This is a genomic window from Streptomyces violascens, assembly GCF_014649955.1.
In the GTDB taxonomy this organism is placed as follows: domain Bacteria; phylum Actinomycetota; class Actinomycetes; order Streptomycetales; family Streptomycetaceae; genus Streptomyces; species Streptomyces violascens.
Window position 1 is genome coordinate 1,056,595 of the sequence record NZ_BMUA01000001.1, and the last position, 15,775, is coordinate 1,072,369.

Below are 15,775 nucleotides of genomic sequence, written 5' to 3' on the forward strand. Positions count from 1 at the left end.
CAACTGCCCCCGCGGCCAGCAGAGTTGCCAGATGCACCGAACCAGGAACGCGCTGAAGCTCATGACGGTGGTGGCAGCCCTCACCGCCTGCGGATGCGTCTCGGGTTGTGTCTCCGTCGACGCCCGGACCGCGCCCACCCAGCCACCCGCCGCCCCGCCCGCCCGGCCGCCGGGCGAGGGCGCCCCGCAGAGGCAGATCGTCCAGGCCCCGGCCCGCGAGGCCCTGGACTCGGTCATGCCGCCGGACGCCCCCTCCCCTTCGCCGCCCCCGCCCCCGAAGGCGGAGCACCCGTACGCGCCCCGCCATCACCACCCCCGGGCCGAGCAGCCCAGGCATCACCCCGCCGCCCCCAGGAAGCGGCACCCCCGGCCGGCCCCGCCGCCCGCGTCGGGCGACATCTGCGCGCTGGGCGAGGGGTACGGCGGCTGGCAGCCGGACAGCCCCGAGGCTCGCATCTGCCATGAGGCGTACGGAAATTGACGGCTCGTCACCCGGTTCGGACCCAGGGGGCCGTCACACGGCGTCCAGCTGCCTCTCGAGCCGCCGGAGCGCCTCACGGATGCCGTTGCCGTACGCGTCGTCGGACAGCGCGTCCAGGGAGGCGTGGGCCCGGTCGAGGTGGAGCCGGGCGTCATCCGGGCGGTGCAGCTTCACATAGTCGGCGGCGAGATTGAGGTGGAGCGAGGGGTAGAAGGCCCGCACCGCGAGCGAGGCGTGGTGCTCGGTGAGGCGCTCCTGGCTCAGGCCGTCGGCGGCCGCCAACGCTCTGAGGTCCCAGGCCAGTTCGTCCCCCGCGTCGTCCTGGGCGTCCGCCATGTAGTGGGCCAGGGTGCAGCGGTGCAGCGCGTCGCCGTCCTCACCGAGCTCCGTCCACAGGGCGCCGAAGCGGTTGCGGGCCTCCTCGCGGTCCCCGCCGTGCAGCAGCATCATCGCTTGCCCGATCCGGGTCATCACGATGTCCCCCGGGGCTTCCTGCATGTCCGTCACCGCTGTCTCCACCCGTCGTCACGAAAAGCCGATCGCCTTCGACGCTAGCCGCCGCCACTGACAATGGGCCTCAGGCTCGGGCGGGGGCCCGGGCCTGTCAGCCGGACGCCGTCACCACGCCCGGCCGACGGTCCCCCTCGGCCGGTCCCTCTCAGCCCAGGTTCGGCACGCGCCAGTCGATCGGGGCGTGGCCCTGGGCCGCGACGGCCTCGTTGATCTGCGTGAACGGGTGCGAGCCGAAGAACTTCTTGGCCGAGAGCGGGGAGGGGTGCGCGCCCTTGACCACGACGTGGCGCTCCTCGTCGATCAGCGGGAGCTTCTTCTGCGCGTAGTTGCCCCACAGCACGAAGACCGCCGGGTCGGGCCGCGAGGCGACCGCGCGGATCACCGCGTCGGTGAACTTCTCCCAGCCCTTGCCCTTGTGCGAGTTGGCCTCCCCGGAGCGCACGGTGAGCACCGCGTTGAGCAACAGCACGCCCTGCTGGGCCCACGGCATCAGATAGCCGTTGTCCGGGATGTCCAGGCCGAGCTCGTCGCGCATCTCCTTGTAGATGTTGCGCAGCGACGGAGGCGTCTTGACGCCGGGCCGCACCGAGAAGCACAAGCCGTGCCCCTGGCCCTCGCCGTGGTACGGGTCCTGGCCGAGGACCAGGACCTTCACCTTGTCGTACGGCGTCGCTTCGAGCGCCGCGAAGACCTCGTCGCGCGGCGGGAAGACGGGGCCCTTCGCCCGCTCCTCCTCGACGAACGCGGTGAGCTCCTTGAAGTACGGCTTCTGGAGCTCCTCGCCGAGGACGCCCTGCCAGGACTCGGGCAGCATGGCGATATCGGTCACGTCAACAACCTCCGTGGGACATTCGGTTTCCGCACCTTCAGTGCGGATTCCCGAACCTACCGGGAGCCACTGACAACGCCGTCCGCGCCCGCCCCTACCAGCTGGTCTTGCGGTGCAGCTCCCACATCTGCATGACGGTCTGCGGGTCCATGGCTCGCTCGCCGCCCGCGATGTCGTCACTCGCGGCGATGTAGAGCTTGCCCTGCCACAGGGGCAGCAGCCGTACGTCGTCGACGAGAATGTCCTGGGCGCGCTCGAACTGCTTGCTCACGGCGCCCCGGTCGGAGATCTCGCGGGACTGCGGGATCAGCTGCGTGGTGATCTCGCGCGGCTCGTACGGCGTGCCGACCGCGTTCTCCTTGCCGACGAACGGCGCGATGAAGTTGTCCGGATCGGGGAAGTCGGGGAACCAGCCGCGTCCGAAGACGGGGAATTCGCCGGCCTGGAAGCCCTCGGTGTACGTCTTCCAGGGGCGGCTGTCGAGCGTGATCTTGAAGAGACCCGAGGCGTCGAGCTGCCGCTTGAGTTCCTGGAACTCCGCCGCCATGGAGGAGCCGTAGCGGTCGGTGGTGTACCAGAACGTGAGCGGGACGGGGCCGGTGATGCCGGCCTTGCGCAGAATCTGCTTCGCCTTGTCGACGCTGGGCGAGCCGAAGGTGTCGAAGAAGCTCGTGGTGTGCCCGTTCACGCCGGTCGGGACCATCGAGTACAGCGGCTCGGCGGTGCCCTTGTAGACCTTGGCGACCAGGGCGTCGCGGTCGACGAGCTGGGCGACCGCGCGGCGTACCGCCGGGTTCGCGGCCTCGGGGTCCTTCGGGTTGAACACCAGGAAGCGGATCTCGGTACCGGTGTTCTCGACGAGTTCGAGCGGCTTGCCCGCGGCCTTCTCGTTGCGTACGTCCTCGACCTCGTCGGCGGTGATGCCGCGGTAGGTGACATCGATCTGCTTGTTCTTGAGGGCGTCCACCATGGTCTTGGAGTCGCGGAAGTAGCGGATGGTGACGCCGTCGTTCTTGAGCTGCGCGAAGCCCTGGTAGCTGTCGTTCTTCTTCAGGACCGCGCGGTCGCCCGCCTTGTACGAGTCGAGCGTGTACGGGCCCGATCCGGTGAGCCCGCCGTCGTCGCGGAGCTTGTCGGCCGGGTACGCCTTGGGGTCCACGATCGACATGGCGGGCGCGCCGAGCACGTAGGGGAAGGTCGCGTCGGGCTTGTTGAGGTGGAAGGTGACGGTCAGGTCGTTGTCGACGCTGACGTGGTCCAGGCTGCTGAGCAGCCCCTTCGGCCCCGCCTTCACGTTGATCTTCACGATGCGGTCGATGGAGTACTTGACGGCGTTCGCGTCGAGCGTGGCTCCGTCGGAGAAGGTCATTCCCTTGCGCAATGTGCAGGTGAACGTGCGGCTCGACTTGTCCTGGAACTGGCAGGACTGCGCGGCATCGGGCTGCGGGGCGCTGCTGCCGGTCGGGAAGGCCACCAGAGTCTGGAAGACATTCCGGTACAACTCCCACGATCCGTCCCAGGACGCGGCCGGGTCGAGCGTGCTCGGTTCGCTCGTCGTACCCACTGTTATCTCCTGCTGCGCCTGCGAACCGCCCCCCGAGAGCAGTCCGCAGCCGCCGAGCAGGGATATGGACGCAAGGGCCGCCATGGTGCGCCGGCAGATGGTCCGTTTGAACACGTGCACGCTCCTCGATCGGCCATGGGTCGGCAGACCATACCGCAGTGCCCCGCCGAGTCGACCGACCGTCTCAGCAGGGCACTTTGGAATATTCAGGAGCAAATCCGCTCAGTGTTCGCGGACGCCTCGCGTCAGTGGACTCCGGCGTTGAGGAACAGCCCTCCGTCGACGACCAGCGTCTGTCCGGTGACCCAGTCCGACTGCTCGGAGGTCAGGAAGGCCGCCGCCCCGCCGATGTCGGCGGGCACGCCGAGCCGGCCCAGCGGGTAGGCCGCGGCGGCCTCCGCCTCGCGGCCCTCGTAGAGCGCCTGGGCGAACTTGGTCTTGATCACGGCCGGCGCGATCGCGTTGACCCGGACCACCGGCGCGAACTCGTGCGCCAGCTGGAGGGTCAGGTTGACCATGGCCGCCTTGCTCATGCCGTACGCGCCGATGAAGGGCGAGGCGGAGACTCCGGCGATGGAGGCGATGTTGACGATCGCGCCGCCGTTGTCCTTCTGCCAGGCCTTCCAGGTCTGCTGGGCGAAGCCGAGCGCGGAGATCACGTTCGTCTCGTAGACCTTGCGCGCGACGTTCAGGTCGAGCTCGGCGATCGGGCCGAACACCGGGTTCGTACCGGCGTTGTTGACCAGGAAGTCGACCCGGCCGAAGGCCTCCATGGTGCGCTCGACGACGGCGGCCTGGTGGGCCTCGTCGGCGGCCTTGCCCGCCACCGCGACGACCCGGTCGGAGCCGAGCTTCTCGACGGCCTCCTTGAGGGCGTCCTCGCCGCGGCCGGTGATGCACACCCGGTCGCCGCGGGCGACGAGCGCCTCGGCGATGCCGTAGCCGATGCCGCGGCTGGCTCCGGTGACCAGGGCCACCTTGCCCGACAGTTCAGGAAGTTCAGTCATGTCCCTTGCCCCTGGCCCTAGTTGAGCGGTCCGCCGGCCACGTACATGACCTGGCCGGAGACGAAGCCGGCGGCGTCGCCCGAGAAGAAGGCGATCGCGTTGGCGATGTCCTCGGGGAAGCCGACGCGCTGGACGGGGATCTGGGTGGCGGCCGCGGCCTGGAACTCCTCGAAGCCCATGCCGACCCGGGAGGCGGTCTGTGCGGTCATCTCGGTGACGATGAAGCCGGGGGCGACCGCGTTGGCCGTGATGCCGAACTTGCCGAGCTCCTTGGCGAGGGTCTTGGTGAAGCCCTGCAGGCCGGCCTTGACGGCGGAGTAGTTGGCCTGGCCGCGGTTGCCGAGCGCCGAGGACGAGGAGAGCGAGACGATGCGGCCCCACTTGGCGTCCACCATGTGCTTCTGACAGGCCTTGGCCATCAGGAACGCGCCCTTGAGGTGCACGTTCATCACGGTGTCCCAGTCGGACTCGCTCATCTTGAAGAGGAGGTTGTCGCGCAGCACGCCCGCGTTGTTGACGAGGATGGTCGGCGCGCCGAGCTCGGCCGCCACGCGCTCGACGGCCGCCTCCACCTGGGCACTGTCCGACACGTCGCAGCCGACGGCAATGGCCCGGCCGCCCGCCGCGGTGATCTTGTCGACGGTGTCCTTGCAGGCCGCCTCGTCGAGGTCGAGTACGGCGACGGCCCGGCCCTCGGCCGCAAGCCGGACGGCGGTCGCGGCGCCAATGCCCCGCGCCGCCCCGGTCACGATGGCGACACGCTGCTCGGTGGTGGACATGCTGTTCTCCTCGCCCTGGGATCCGCGGCCCTCAGTCACTGAGCAACCGCTTAGTAGCTTCAGCAGACGAGACGCTAGAAGCCCTGGCACCCGGTGTCAACGGCCCACGGATCCCCCGGCGCATGTCACACCCCTGCCGGGGCGTGTTTCAGCGCACCAGGAGGTCGAGGAGCCGCTCGGCCTCGGCCGCCGGATCCGCGGTCAGGCCGGTGTGCACGGGGCCCGGCTGGACGACCGTGGAGCGCGGCGCGATCAGCCACCGGAAGCGGCGGCCCGCGTCGTCGCCCGCCGCCTGCCCGGCACCCTCGCCGCCGCCGCAGATGCCCTCGACGGCGCGCAGCGCGGCCCGTACGCCCACCACGTCCGCGGCCGGGTCGAGCGCCTTCAGTTTCGCCTCGTCCAGATGGGTGCGCGCCGCGACGAAGGAGTGGGCGCGGCAATAGACGAGCACGCCCGCGTTGAAACATTCACCGCGCTCGACGCGTGGCACCACGCGCAGCAGCGCGTACTCGAAGACATCGCGCTTGCTCAACGGTCGTCGTCCTTCTTGCTGTTCTCGGTGTTCTTGGTGGGGTGCGGCCACGGCTTGATGGGGTCGGTCAGCCAGCCCGGAGGCTGCGGCGCCTTTGTATTCACCGGGGTGTCGAACGTGATCCGCTCGTGAATGTCGGCGGCGCGGGCGAGCAGCGGCTCGACATAGGCGCGGCGCAGCGCGTCGGTGGTGTCGAATCCGGGCTCGTCGACCAGCCACTCGCACGGCACGAGGGCCGCGACCTCGGTCAGGAGCTCCTCGGTCACCAGCGGCGCGAGCTCGGCGGCAGCGGCGGCGACGTCGGGGCCGAACGGGGCGAGCGCGTGGTCGGAGGCGTTGTACGGCTTGGCCGCCGAGGCCGCGGCGCCGGGCCAGTTGTGGTGCCAGATCATCGTCGCGCCGTGGTCGATGAGCCACAGGTCGCCGTGCCAGACCAGCATGTTGGGGTTGCGCCACGACCGGTCGACGTTGTTGATCAGCGCGTCGAACCAGACGACCTTCCCGGCCTCGGCCGGGTCCACCTGGTAGGCGAGCGGGTCGAAGCCGAGCGAGCCGGGCAGGTAGTCCATCCCGAGGTTGAGTCCGCCGCTCGCCTTGAGCAGCTCCTGCACCTCCTGGTCGGGCTCGGACAGGCCGATGACCGGGTCGAGCTGGATGGTGACCAGTTCCGGGACGCGCAGCCCGAGCCGTCGGCCGAGCTCCCCGCAGATGACCTCGGCGACGAGCGTCTTGCGGCCCTGGCCGGCCCCGGTGAACTTCATGACATACGTTCCGAGATCGTCGGCCTCGACGATGCCCGGAAGTGATCCGCCCTCACGCAACGGCGTGACGTACCGGGTCGCGGTGACTTCAGTGAGCATGGGCACAGGCTACTTCGCGGCAATCGGGCGCTCGCTCCCTTTTCCTCCCGGCCCGGCCCCGCCCGGTTCCCGAGAAGTGGCCGGATCGCTGAACGCCCCGCGCATCACTCCCGTACACCCTCACGCAGCTACGCGTCGTACATCGAGAGGACAGTCAGCATGAGCACCGAATCGCAGTCCGTACCCGTGCAGGTTCCGGCGCGCCGCACCGTCATCGCGTGCGTCGGGGCGGCCGGGCTCGCCGCCGCGCTCACCGCGTGCGGGGGCGGCGGCTCGGACGACGCGAAGCCCGCCGGGGACGGCGCCGGCAAGGAGGCCGGGGGCGTGCTCGGCAAGACGTCGGACATTCCGCAGGGCGGCGGGAAGATCTTCGCCGCGCAGGGCGTCGTGGTCACCCAGCCCACCGCCGGCCAGTTCAAGGCGTTCTCGGCGAAGTGCACCCACCAGGGCTGCGCCGTGTCGTCGGTGTCGGGCGGCACCATCAACTGCCCCTGTCACGGCAGCAAGTTCGACGTCGCGGACGGCAGCGTCAAGGGCGGCCCCGCGCCGTCCCCGTTGCCCGCCGCCGCGATCTCCGTCCAGGGGGATTCGATCAAGCTCGCGTGACGCGGCGGGCCACCTTGAGGCAGCCCAGGATGTCGTCGGTGGTGGCCACCGTCGCGACCAGGGCGAGGGTGTTGCGGATCATCGCGGGGGTGTAGTCGGCCGGCACCCCCGCGATCGCGTCGGCCGCGACCACCGCCGTGTAGCCGAGGTTGACCGCGTCGAAGACCGCGTTGGGGATCGCCACGTTCGCCGAGACGCCGGTGACGATCAGGGTGCGGCAGCCGAGGTTGCGAAGGAGCGGGTCCACGTCCGTGCCGGCCACCGGCGAGAGGCCGTGCAGGCGGCGTACGACGATGTCCTCGTCGGCCACCTCGATCGGCTCGGCGATCCGCACCGCCCGCGAGCCGGAGTACTGCTGCACGGGCAGCCGTTCGGCGGCCCGGAACAGGCGCGCGTTGCGGTTGGCCCCGCGCCCGTCGGGGCGGCGCTCCGCGACCGCGTGCAGCACCTGGACACCCGCCTCGTGCGCGCCCGCCACCAGGCGGGCCACGTTGTACAGCGCTCCCGACTCCCTCGCCTCCTTGGCGAGTTCGGGCAGCGCGCTGTCCGCGCCGACCACGCCCTGCTGGCACTCCACGGTCATCAGGACCGTGGAGGAGGGGTCGAGCTGTTCCGCGAGGAGTTCCTTCGTCGCCATGGCGCGGGAGGCTAACCGCCATTGCGTGCCGAGGGAAGAGCGCGCCATGATTCCTGACGTACCGTCAGATGCCTGCACGCAACCGTGGAAGGGATGGCGCAGATGACCGTCACACAGCGCCGGGGCCGCCGGATCATGATGACCGACGAGGAGCGCGACGCCTTCCTCGGCGAGCAGCGCACCTGCCGGGTCGCCACGGTCTCGGCCGACGGAAGGCCGCACGTCGCCCCGCTCTGGTACGTCTGGCACGGTGGCTCGCTCTGGCTGTACTCGATCACCCGCAGCCGCCGCTGGACCCAGCTCGGCAAGGACCCGCGCGTCGCGGTGGTGGTGGACGACGGCACGGAGTACGGGCAGCTGCGCGGGGTGGAGCTGAGCGGCAGCGTCGTCCCGGTCGGCGAGGCCCCGCGCACCGGCGAGCCGTGTCCTGAACTCGCCGATGTGGAGCGGCTGTTCGCGGCGAAGAACTTCGGCCTTGAGGAGATGGTCCACGACGGGCGGCACGCCTGGCTTCGGCTGACCCCGGACACGGTGGTGTCGTGGGACTTCCGCAAGCTGGGCGGCGACTTCGCGCGGTAACCCTCAGGCGAGCCGCTCCCCCGCCACCGCCAGCGCGTCGACCGCCGCCCGGATCGAGGGCCTGCGGTCGGCGTCGGCGCGCCACACCGCGTACACATGGCGGCTCATCGCGTCGCGCACCGGGACCACCCGCACCCCGTCGGGGATCGGGCCCCGGCCCAGGCGCGGGGCGATGCTGACCCCCAACCCGGCTTCCACCAGGGCGAGTTGGGTGGCATGTTCGCGGGCCACGTGGGCGATTCTCGGCTCGATGCCCTTGCCGCGCAGGGTGAACATCAGCCACTCGTTGCAGAACTCACCCTCGGGCCAGGTGATCCACTCGTCGTCGGCGAACTCCTCCAGGTCCACCACCTCGCGGCCGGCCAGCGGATGACCGGCGGACAGGGCGACGTCCGCGAGGTCGTCGAGGACCGCCCGCTTGGCGAGCCCGTCGGGCAGCGGCAGCGGCTTGTTGTACCAGTCGAGTACGAGCGCGAGATCGAGGTCGCCGAGCAGCACGCCCCGCACGGACTCGTCGGCCTCCAGCTCGTCGGAGCGGACGGCGAGCTTTGGATGCTCGGCGCGCAGCGAGGCGAGCGCGGCGGGGAACAGGCCCCGGGCGGCGGTGGCGAACCCGGCGATCCTGAGCTCGCCGACGACCCGGCCGCGCTGGGCCTCCAACTCGGCCTGGGCCACCTGCACTTGGGACAGGATGCGCGAGGCGTGCTCGGCGAGCAGCCGGCCGGCGTCGGTGAGCCGCACGCCGCGCCCGTTCTTGGCGAGCAGCGGCTGGCCGGCCTCCCGCTCCAGCTTGGCGAGCTGCTGGGAGACGGCGGAGGTGGTCACGTGCAGGGTGTCGGCCGCGCCGCCCACCGAGCCGTGCCGGGCCACCGCGTCGAGGGTGCGCAGGCGCTCCAGATTCAACATGTAAGCGATGCTAACCGATCACACGCATGCTTTCTCGCTTGTGCTACGTAGTTCTGGCCCTCATCCTGGTCGTCATGAGCACCACCGCCCCGTCCCGGGCCACCTCCTCCACGCCGACTTCGACGACCGTCCCGCGCCGCCCCGCCCTCGACTGGCGCATCCGGTTCGCGGCACTCTCGCTGATCTGGGGCTTCAGTTTTCTGCTGATCAAGGTCGGTACGGACGGCTACGCCCCGTTCCAGGTCACCTTCGGACGGCTGCTCTTCGGCACGCTGGTGCTCGCCGTGGCGATGGCCGTCAAGCGCGAGCGGCTGCCGCGCGGGCGCCGCACCTGGCTGCACCTCACGGTGGCGGCGCTGCTCCTCAACGCCGCGCCGTTCTCGCTCTTCGCGTACTCGGAACTGACGATCCCCTCGACACTGGCCGGCATCTGCAACGCGACCTCGCCGCTGTGGGGCATGGCGCTGTCCATGGTGGCGCTCTCCGAGGACCGGCCGACCCGCCGCCGGGTCGCGGGGCTCGGCCTCGGCTTCCTCGGGGTGCTCACGGTGCTCGGCGCCTGGCAGGGCTTCCACGGCCTCGACGTCACCGGCACCGCGATGGCGCTGCTCGCCTCGCTCTGCTACCCGGTCGGCTGGATCTACGTCCGGCGCACACTGGCGGGCAGCGGCCACTCCAACCTGTCCCTGATCGGCTCGCAACTCGGCGTCGCCACCCTCCAGCTGGCCCTGGTCACCCCGCTGTTCGCCGGTTTCCCGAGCTCCTTCCCGCTCGTCCCGCTGCTCGCGGTCGCGGCGCTCGGCGCGCTCGGCACGGGTCTCGCGGTGCTCGTCCAGTACGGGCTCGTCAACGAGGTGGGCCCGACGACCGCGCAGATGGTCACCTACTTCATCCCGGTGATTGCCACGGCCGCCGGTGTCGCGCTCCTCGGCGAGAGCCTCAGCTGGAACACGCCGGTCGGCGCGGCCGTCGTCCTCGCGGGCGCGGCCCTCACCCAGAGCCGCGCCCGCGCGAAGCCGAAGGCTCAGTAGGCGTAGCGCGTCCCGGGGCCCGGGCCGATCGCGGAGGCAATCGCGTCCGCGAGCGGCCCGATCTCGTCCAGGGCCAGGCTCGACACCGTGAGCCGCACGCCGGGCGCCGACGCCAACCGGAAGCGGGCGCCGGGCGCCACCGCCCAGCCCGCGTGCAGCAGCCGGGACACCGCGCCCGTCTCGTCCGGCACCGGCACCCACACGACGAAGCCGCTGCGGCCGTGTGCCTCGACGCCCCGCTCGCGCAGCGCCCGCAGCAGGCCCTCGCGCCGTTCGCGGTACGAGCGCGCGACCTTCGCCGGGTCGACGGCGCCCGACGTCCACAGCTCGACGACGGCCCGCTGGAGCAGCCGGCTGACCCAGCCGGGCCCGAGCCGCTGGCGCCCGCGCACCCGGTCGAGGGTGACGGCGTCCCCGGTCAGCAAGGCGAGCCGCAGATCCGGCCCGTACGCCTTGGCCACGGACCGTACGAAAGCCCAGTGCTCGGTGACCGGGGCGACCGGGTGCAGCGGCAGGTCGACCATGCCGTGGCCGTGGTCGTCCTCGATGAGCAGCACCCCGGGGTGCCCGGCGAGGACCTTGCGCAGGGCCCGGGCGCGGGCCGCGCTCACGGCCGCGCCCGTCGGGTTCTGCGCCCGGCAGGTAATCACGACGGCCTTGGCGCCCGCAGCCAGGGCGCGTTCGAGCCCCGCGGGCAGCGGGCCCTCGTCGTCGAGCGCCATGGGTTCGGGCCGCAGCCCCAGCGCCGGCACGAGGTCGAGGAGCGCGCCCCAGCCGGGGTCCTCGATCGCCACCGCGTCGCCGGGGCGCAGGTGGGAGGTGAGCACCCGCTCGATGGCGTCGAGCGAACCCGAGAGCACGCCGACCGGCCCGTCCGGCACGCCCCCTTGGTCGAACCCGGCGCGGGCGAGGCGCGCGAGATCCTCGTCCACGGGCTCCTGCCCGTACATGTACCGCCCGGGCCGTTCGGCATTGCTGCGCGCGGCGGCGGCCAGTGCCTCGCCGAGCGGCGGGAGCAGCGTCGCGTCGGGGTTGCCGTCGGCGATGTTGCGTACGCCTTCGGGCACGTCCACGCGGATGAGGTCGCGGGCGGTGCTCGCGGGCCTCGGGCGCACGCGGCTGCCGCGCCGGCCCGCCGTCTCGATCACCCCGCGGTCGCGCAGCAGCCGGTAGGCGGCCGCGACGGTGTTGGGATTCACGCCGAGCTCGGTCGCCAACTCCCTTAGTGGAGGCAGCAGTTGACCCGGTTCGAGCCCTCCGGCGCCCACCGCGCGCTCCACGCTCTCGGCAATCTCCGATGCACGGCGCCCCTCGATCCGATATTCTCCTAGCACAAACCACATTATGCACTAGTGCAATGGAGATCGCAATGTCGGACACCGCGACCGCAGCCCCCTACCAGGCGACCGACCGCACCGTACCGACCCGCTCGCGCGAGCGGGCCTCGTACGACCGCGAGCTGGTGCACGGCATCCTCGACCAGGCGTACGTCTGCCACCTGGGCTTCGTCCGCGACGGCGCACCCGTGGTGCTGCCCACGCTCTTCGCCCGGGCCGGCGAGCGGCTCTACGTACACGGCTCGACCGGTTCCCGCCCGCTCCGCGCGGCGGGTCAGGCCGACCCCGGCCTTCCGGTGTGCCTGACCGTGACCCACGTCGACGGCCTGGTCCTGGCCAAGTCCGCCTTCCACCACTCGATCAACTACCGCTCGGTCGTGGTGCACGGCATCGCCCACGATGTCACCGACCCCGAGGAGAAGCGCGCCGCGCTCGACGCGCTGGTGGACCACGTCGTCCCGGGCCGCTCCCTCGACTCGCGCCCGGCGAACGCGAAGGAGCTGGCCGCCACCGCGGTGATCAGCCTCGACCTGAACGAGGTCTCGGCCAAGCTCCGCACCGGCGGCCCGAACGACGACCCCGAGGACCTGGCTCTCCCGCACTGGTCCGGCGTCCTGCCGCTCACCCCGGGCTACGGCGCCCCCGTCCCGGCGGACGGCCTGGACCCGGCGCTGCCCGTGCCGGACTACCTGTCGGCTCTCTGAGGCAGCCGCGCCGCGTACGCGTCACGAGAGGGTGGGGCCCCATCCGGCGGGGACCCACCGCGCGCTACAGCGCCACCGCCTCTCGGCGCGACCTGGCCGCCTGCCTCGTCTCGGCCGCCGCGAGCCCGATCACCGCGAGGAGCAGCAGTGTGGTGCCCGCCGCGGTGGCCGCGGTGATGTGCTCGCCGAGCACCGACACCGCGATCACGGCCGCGCTGACCGGCTCCAAGAGCATGATCACGGAGACGGTCGCGGCGCGTACGACCGCGGCCCCGGCGAAGTAGAGGGCGTACGCGAGCGCGGTGGGCACGGCCGCCACGTACAGCAGCAGGAAGACCACCCGCATCGGCTCCACCGTGTGCGGAAGCAGGCCCTCCGCGCCCGCGAAGGGGAGCAGGCAAAGGGCCGCTACACCGAAGGCCCAAGCGGTGGTGGCCGACGGGTCGGCGGCGCCTCCGTCGCGCCCGAGCCACCTGGTCAGCAGGGTGATGGCCGCATACCCGGCAGCCGACACCAGGGCGAGGACGACCCCGGCGGGCCGGACCGTGCCGCCGCCGTTGCCGATCCACAGGACCGCGAGCCCGGCGAGCGCCCCGGCCACGGCCGCGGTGCCGGCCCAGCCGATCCGCTCGCCCAGGGCGACGCGGGCGCCGAGCGCGATGAGGACGGGTCCCGCGCCCAGGGTCACCACGGTCGCGACCGCGAGTCCGGTGGCTTCGACGGCCGCGAAGTAGGCGCTCTGGAAGATCATCAGGCCGATGCCGTTGCCGAGGATGCGCAGCAGCCGGCGTCCGCGCGGTTCGGCGGCCTTGGGCACGGGGCGGCGGCGCAGCGCCATCGCGCCGAGCAGCAGGACGAGACCGCCCGCGCAGCGCCAGAAGGACAGGGCGAGCGGACCGAGGTCGCTGGCCCCGAAGACCAGGGCGGCGGCGCCGCCCGCGGTGCCCCAGGCGACTCCGGCGAAGGCCAGGTAGAGCAGACCGCGCCCGACGGGCAGGGTGGCGGAGGGGCCCATGGCAAGGCCCGTTGAAGAGTTCGACACGTACGTACTCCGAAGAGGAAGACAGCTGGCTGGACGCTGGCGTGGGAGTACGCGGGCAGCGACGAGCCGCTCGGGGACTGCCCGAGCCGGGTCTTCGTCAGGAGCGCGGCCGCCCGCGTTACGCGGCGGGAGGCGGCAGTACGGTCGAATGCATGATCGTCACCTTAGGCGGCGGACTGCCCGGCCGACAACTCCCCTTCGGCGGGCGCGGGACCGCCCGAGGCGACCGGCCCCGAGGCGGCTCTGGGGGCCGAGGACTGGGCGATGAACGCGCCGGTCAGGACCACCGCGCCGCCGATGATCTGCGGCGCCGAGAGGTGTTCGCCGAGCAGCACCCAGGCGAAGACGGTCGCGAGCACGGCCTCCAGACAGGCGACAACGCCGGCCACCTGCGGCGAGAGCTTGCGCACCGAGATGACCCCGGTGACGTACGCGACGACGGTCGCGATCAGCACGATCCAGCACAGGAGCAGCACGGCGGGCACCTGGGAGCCGTTCATGTCGGCGCTGCCGCCGAGCACCGACCACTTCATGTCCCAGGGCCGGGCCACGACGGTCAGGACGAGTGCGCCGATGAGCAGGCCGTAGGCGATGACGCCGAGCGGGTCGGCCGCGTCGTCGCCCTCGCCGCCCTGGTCGGACAGGACGAAGTAGCCGACCTGGCAGCAGGCCGCGCCGAGCGCGAGGAGCAGTCCGACCGCGTCGAAGCTCAGCCCGGACCAGACCTCGACGACACAGGCGAGCCCGCCGACGGCGAGCACCACACCGAGCGCGGCCGCGCGGCTCACCGGCCTGCGCTGCACGAACCGGACCCAGCCGAGGACGAGTGCGGGCGCCAGGTATTCGACGAGGAGGGCGACACCGACGGGTATGCGCGATATGGAGGCGAAGTAGCAGGCCTGGACGCCGGCGACGGCAAGCAGTCCGAACCCTGCGAGCAGCGCGGGTTTGCGCAGCACCAGGCGGCGGTGGCGCCAGGCCACCGGGAGCATGACGAGCGCGGCCCCGGTCACCCGCAGCCACACCACGTGCAGCGGGTCGAGCCCCGCTTCGATGAGCGGCTTGGCCGCCACACCTGAACCACCGAACGCGAAGGCCGACACCAGGGCGAGTCCCAGGCCGACGCTTCTTCCCTGAGACGCGTGCATCGGCACATCATGGCAGCCCGGGTCAGGACCGTCATCCGCGTGACACCTGTCGAGACGGGGAGCGCGTTCCGGCCCGCCCGCAAAGCCTCGGCTCGGCCTGATTCGGGGGCGTTCGGGCCTTGCCGGGCGGCCTGGCCGAGCCGGCCGGCCAAGGGCTTTCAGACCTGCGGGGAGGGCTCACCCAGGCGGTCGTCCAGACCCTGGTCGGACGGTTCTCCCAAGCCGTCGGCCAGTGCGGCCGCGTCCACTCCCGCGTGCTGGAAGACCTGGACGGCCCGGCACTCGGGGTCGGCGGCGAGCGCGGCCAGCAGGTCCCGCCCGGTGACCTGGTCACCGCCGCGCGCGGCGGCCCGGCGCAGCGCGTACTCCATCGCCGCCAGGGCGCTGGGCGACCAGCCGGGCTGCGTCATCAGCGGCACCGCCCCGGAGTCCTCGACGGATCCCTGCCAGCGCAGCCCGTACCCGATGCTGCGCTGCACCAGGTACCCGAGCACGCGCGCCACCTGCGCTCCGTCCTCGAACGCGGCCCGCACCTCGGGGCCGCTCTCCATCAGCGAGTGCAGCAGATGCGCGGTGTCCAGCTGCCGGTCCCCGTCGCGCAGCGCACGCCTGCGGGCGCCCGCGACCACCGAGGCCAGCTCCGCGGTGAGTCGGGCTTCGATGTCTGCGGGGGACGGGACCTGGTGAGGGGCCCCTGGGGTAGGACGGTGCACCCCTCAACCTCATCAGCCGATGGCGCGAAGAACATCCCCGAGGAGGAGCATTCGTTCTCCCGCGAAAGTTGGGCACGGATGACCGGGTTCTCCTCCTTACGGATGAGATCTCGGAAATCTCCCCCCTGAGGGCAACCCTCGGGCGCGTGGCGTTCCGGGCCCCGCGCCCCCGGTGCAACCGCACCGCCGTCCGGACTCGTCCTTCCCGCATGACACAGCCGTCCCCACCGCCCGCCGAGGGAGCGCCGATGTGCTGGATGGTCGCCCTCCTGGCCCAGGACGGACTGCAGTACGTGTACCGGGTGTACGCGCCGCGCGAGGCCCTGCCGGGCGATCTGTTCTGGGCCGCGTTCCACTGCCACGACGAGTCCGTGCGCCCGCGCGCCTCGGACCTGTTCGACTCCGCGCAGATCTGGGCCCTTGAGACCCAGAAGATCTGAGCGCAGCGCGCGGGGCGGGGCATGGGACAGCCTCTTGGCGCAGGCATCGGGACCGCAGGAATCTGAC

At 71.8% G+C, this 15,775-nt stretch carries 19 protein-coding genes; 6 read left to right on the top strand and 13 right to left on the bottom strand.

Annotation, left to right across the window (positions count from 1 at the left end; translation table 11 throughout):
- Window positions 1-31: 31 nt before the first annotated feature.
- A complete protein-coding gene (locus IE206_RS04940; protein ID WP_189960662.1) occupies window positions 32-481 on the top strand; it encodes a hypothetical protein in 450 nt (149 codons plus the stop codon).
- Between the two features lie 33 nt (window positions 482-514).
- Here IE206_RS04940 and IE206_RS04945 read toward each other — a convergent pair whose 3' ends face one another.
- The 7 genes from IE206_RS04945 to IE206_RS04975 form a co-directional block, all read right to left on the bottom strand.
- Complete coding sequence (locus tag IE206_RS04945) at window positions 515-988, bottom strand: hypothetical protein (RefSeq protein ID WP_189960663.1); 474 nt, start codon at window positions 986-988, stop codon at window positions 515-517.
- Window positions 989-1,139: 151 nt separating this feature from the next.
- A complete protein-coding gene (locus tag IE206_RS04950) occupies window positions 1,140-1,823 on the bottom strand; it encodes a uracil-DNA glycosylase (RefSeq protein WP_189960664.1) in 684 nt (227 codons plus the stop codon).
- 94 nt (window positions 1,824-1,917) lie between these two features.
- Window positions 1,918-3,471 (bottom strand): ABC transporter substrate-binding protein, encoded by a 1,554-nt coding sequence (locus IE206_RS04955; RefSeq protein ID WP_189960810.1) that lies wholly within the window; start codon window positions 3,469-3,471, stop codon window positions 1,918-1,920.
- Window positions 3,472-3,632: 161 nt separating this feature from the next.
- A complete protein-coding gene (locus IE206_RS04960) occupies window positions 3,633-4,394 on the bottom strand; it encodes an SDR family oxidoreductase (protein ID WP_189960665.1) in 762 nt (253 codons plus the stop codon).
- 17 nt (window positions 4,395-4,411) lie between these two features.
- Window positions 4,412-5,173 carry a 3-oxoacyl-ACP reductase FabG gene (fabG, locus tag IE206_RS04965; protein ID WP_189960666.1) on the bottom strand — a complete coding sequence of 254 codons (762 nt, stop codon included), beginning with the start codon at window positions 5,171-5,173 and terminating at the stop codon, window positions 4,412-4,414.
- A gap of 148 nt (window positions 5,174-5,321) precedes the next feature.
- Complete coding sequence (locus tag IE206_RS04970) at window positions 5,322-5,705, bottom strand: DUF3037 domain-containing protein (protein ID WP_189960667.1); 384 nt, start codon at window positions 5,703-5,705, stop codon at window positions 5,322-5,324.
- Window positions 5,702-6,565, bottom strand: a complete 864-nt coding sequence (locus IE206_RS04975) for a HipA family kinase (protein WP_189960668.1) — start codon at window positions 6,563-6,565, stop codon at window positions 5,702-5,704. Before IE206_RS04975 ends, IE206_RS04970 begins: the two co-directional genes overlap by 4 nt.
- 159 nt (window positions 6,566-6,724) lie before the next feature.
- Between IE206_RS04975 and IE206_RS04980 the strand changes: the two genes are divergently transcribed.
- On the top strand, window positions 6,725-7,171 hold the full coding sequence (locus IE206_RS04980; protein ID WP_189960669.1) for a Rieske (2Fe-2S) protein: 447 nt from the start codon (window positions 6,725-6,727) through the stop codon (window positions 7,169-7,171).
- On the opposite strand, the gene IE206_RS04985 is transcribed toward IE206_RS04980, so the two are convergent.
- Window positions 7,158-7,808: an isochorismatase family protein gene (locus tag IE206_RS04985; RefSeq protein ID WP_189960670.1), complete on the bottom strand. Its 651-nt coding sequence runs from the start codon at window positions 7,806-7,808 to the stop codon at window positions 7,158-7,160. The two genes, IE206_RS04980 and IE206_RS04985, sit on opposite strands and share 14 nt — an antisense overlap.
- A 102-nt stretch (window positions 7,809-7,910) precedes the next feature.
- Here IE206_RS04985 and IE206_RS04990 point away from each other — a divergent pair, with 102 nt between their 5' ends.
- Window positions 7,911-8,387, top strand: coding sequence for a pyridoxamine 5'-phosphate oxidase family protein (locus IE206_RS04990; RefSeq protein ID WP_189960671.1), 477 nt, complete (start codon window positions 7,911-7,913; stop codon window positions 8,385-8,387).
- 3 nt (window positions 8,388-8,390) lie between these two features.
- Here IE206_RS04990 and IE206_RS04995 read toward each other — a convergent pair whose 3' ends face one another.
- Window positions 8,391-9,293, bottom strand: a complete 903-nt coding sequence (locus tag IE206_RS04995) for a LysR family transcriptional regulator (RefSeq protein WP_189960672.1) — start codon at window positions 9,291-9,293, stop codon at window positions 8,391-8,393.
- 74 nt (window positions 9,294-9,367) lie between these two features.
- On the opposite strand from IE206_RS04995, the gene IE206_RS05000 reads away from it, so the two are divergent.
- Window positions 9,368-10,324, top strand: a complete 957-nt coding sequence (locus IE206_RS05000) for a DMT family transporter (protein WP_189960673.1) — start codon at window positions 9,368-9,370, stop codon at window positions 10,322-10,324.
- Here the strand turns inward: IE206_RS05000 and IE206_RS05005 are convergent.
- A complete protein-coding gene (locus IE206_RS05005) occupies window positions 10,318-11,658 on the bottom strand; it encodes an aminotransferase class I/II-fold pyridoxal phosphate-dependent enzyme (protein ID WP_189960674.1) in 1,341 nt (446 codons plus the stop codon). The two genes, IE206_RS05000 and IE206_RS05005, sit on opposite strands and share 7 nt — an antisense overlap.
- Window positions 11,659-11,681: 23 nt before the next feature.
- Here IE206_RS05005 and IE206_RS05010 point away from each other — a divergent pair, with 23 nt between their 5' ends.
- Window positions 11,682-12,365, top strand: coding sequence for a pyridoxamine 5'-phosphate oxidase family protein (locus IE206_RS05010; RefSeq protein WP_189960675.1), 684 nt, complete (start codon window positions 11,682-11,684; stop codon window positions 12,363-12,365).
- A 64-nt stretch (window positions 12,366-12,429) separates the two neighbouring features.
- Here the strand turns inward: IE206_RS05010 and IE206_RS05015 are convergent, their stop codons facing one another.
- The 3 genes from IE206_RS05015 to IE206_RS05025 form a co-directional block, all read right to left on the bottom strand.
- Window positions 12,430-13,380 carry a DMT family transporter gene (locus tag IE206_RS05015; protein WP_189960811.1) on the bottom strand — a complete coding sequence of 317 codons (951 nt, stop codon included), beginning with the start codon at window positions 13,378-13,380 and terminating at the stop codon, window positions 12,430-12,432.
- A 191-nt stretch (window positions 13,381-13,571) separates the two neighbouring features.
- Window positions 13,572-14,555 (bottom strand): EamA family transporter, encoded by a 984-nt coding sequence (locus tag IE206_RS05020; protein WP_189960676.1) that lies wholly within the window; start codon window positions 14,553-14,555, stop codon window positions 13,572-13,574.
- 158 nt (window positions 14,556-14,713) lie between these two features.
- On the bottom strand, window positions 14,714-15,268 hold the full coding sequence (locus IE206_RS05025; RefSeq protein WP_189960677.1) for a Clp protease N-terminal domain-containing protein: 555 nt from the start codon (window positions 15,266-15,268) through the stop codon (window positions 14,714-14,716).
- Window positions 15,269-15,516: 248 nt separating this feature from the next.
- Here IE206_RS05025 and IE206_RS05030 point away from each other — a divergent pair, with 248 nt between their 5' ends.
- Window positions 15,517-15,708: a hypothetical protein gene (locus IE206_RS05030; RefSeq protein ID WP_189960812.1), complete on the top strand. Its 192-nt coding sequence runs from the start codon at window positions 15,517-15,519 to the stop codon at window positions 15,706-15,708.
- The last annotated feature ends 67 nt before the right edge of the window (window positions 15,709-15,775 follow it).